This is a genomic window from Streptomyces sp. NPDC048331 (genome assembly GCF_043201215.1).
Taxonomy (GTDB): Bacteria; Actinomycetota; Actinomycetes; order Streptomycetales; family Streptomycetaceae; genus Streptomyces.
This window is the reverse complement of record NZ_JBICYT010000114.1, coordinates 1-1,092: the sequence shown is the minus strand read 5'-3', so window position 1 is coordinate 1,092 and position 1,092 is coordinate 1. Positions and strand designations below refer to the sequence as shown.

The window sequence follows — 1,092 nt, the reverse complement described above, 5'->3', positions numbered from 1 at the left end:
GGAGCCGTTCGGGTGACGTCCGAGGTTCACGCCCATCCCTGATCTGCTCCGGTACCGAATCGGATGAGGACAGCAACGCCGGACGCCACCTGTTCTGCAGCGGGACGGCACCGGACGGTGATCAACTAAGGGGTGCGTCTTCGTGCGGAGCTTCACTCGGACAGGTCCGCTCGTCGTGCTCCTGCTCTGGCTGGTCCTCGCCTTGGTCACCGGCCCCTACACCGTGCGGCTCAGCGAGGTCACGCAAGCCGGGCAGGACATGCAGCTGCCGCCGGGGGCGGAGTCCACGAAGCTGGTCCGGCTGCTCGACCCGACCGGTGCGGGGCAGCCGCTGCCCCTCGCCGTGATCTGGACACCCTCTACCCGGGGAGACCAGATCACCGAGCGCCAGCTCGAGGCGGCACGTCAGGTCACCGCCCGTCTTACCGGCCCCGGCCCGGCCGTGGTGCCGGTCCTCGCCGGGAACGGCCGCGCCCTGACTTCGGTGATCGCGGCCGGGCCCGCCGATCTGCCCGCCCAGCTCACCGCCATCGGCCAGGCGGCGGCAGCGGTCGAGGGTACGACCGTGCACCTGGCGGGGCCCGCGGCCGCGCAGCGTGACCTCGACGACGCCTTCGCGAGGACCGACGGCACCCTGCTTGCCGTCGCCCTCGGCGGCGTCCTGCTGATTCTGCTGCTGGTATACCGCAGCCTGCTCATGCCGCTGCTGGTGATGGCGGGAGCGGTACTGGCCCTGGCCGTGGCGTGCATGGCACTGTACGTACTTGCAAGGTCGGGCAGGCTGCCGATTGACGGCCAGGCCCAGGGCATTGTGTTCGTCCTGGTCGTCGGCGCCTGCACCGACTATGCCCTGCTCCTGGCGGCCCGCTACCGCGAGGAACTCGCCGAACAGGAAGACGCCGTGCAGGCGATGGCTGCGGCGTGGCGGGCAACGGCCCCGCCCGTGGTGGCCAGTGCGGCGACCATCGCCTTCGCGATGATGACGCTCTCCTTCAGCGCCCTGCCCTCCGAGCGCGCGCTGGGACCGGCGGTGGCGATCGCCATGATCTGCTGTGCTGCCGTTTCGCTGACCTTCCTGCCGGCCGTCCTGAC

1 protein-coding gene is annotated in these 1,092 nt (G+C 70.9%); it reads left to right on the top strand.

What is annotated here, in order from left to right; all coding sequences use genetic code 11:
* Positions 1–142 precede the first annotated feature (142 nt).
* Positions 143–1,092, top strand: a 950-nt coding sequence (locus ACGFYY_RS42400; RefSeq protein WP_393718003.1) for an MMPL family transporter, incomplete at its 3' end; no start/stop codon positions are given.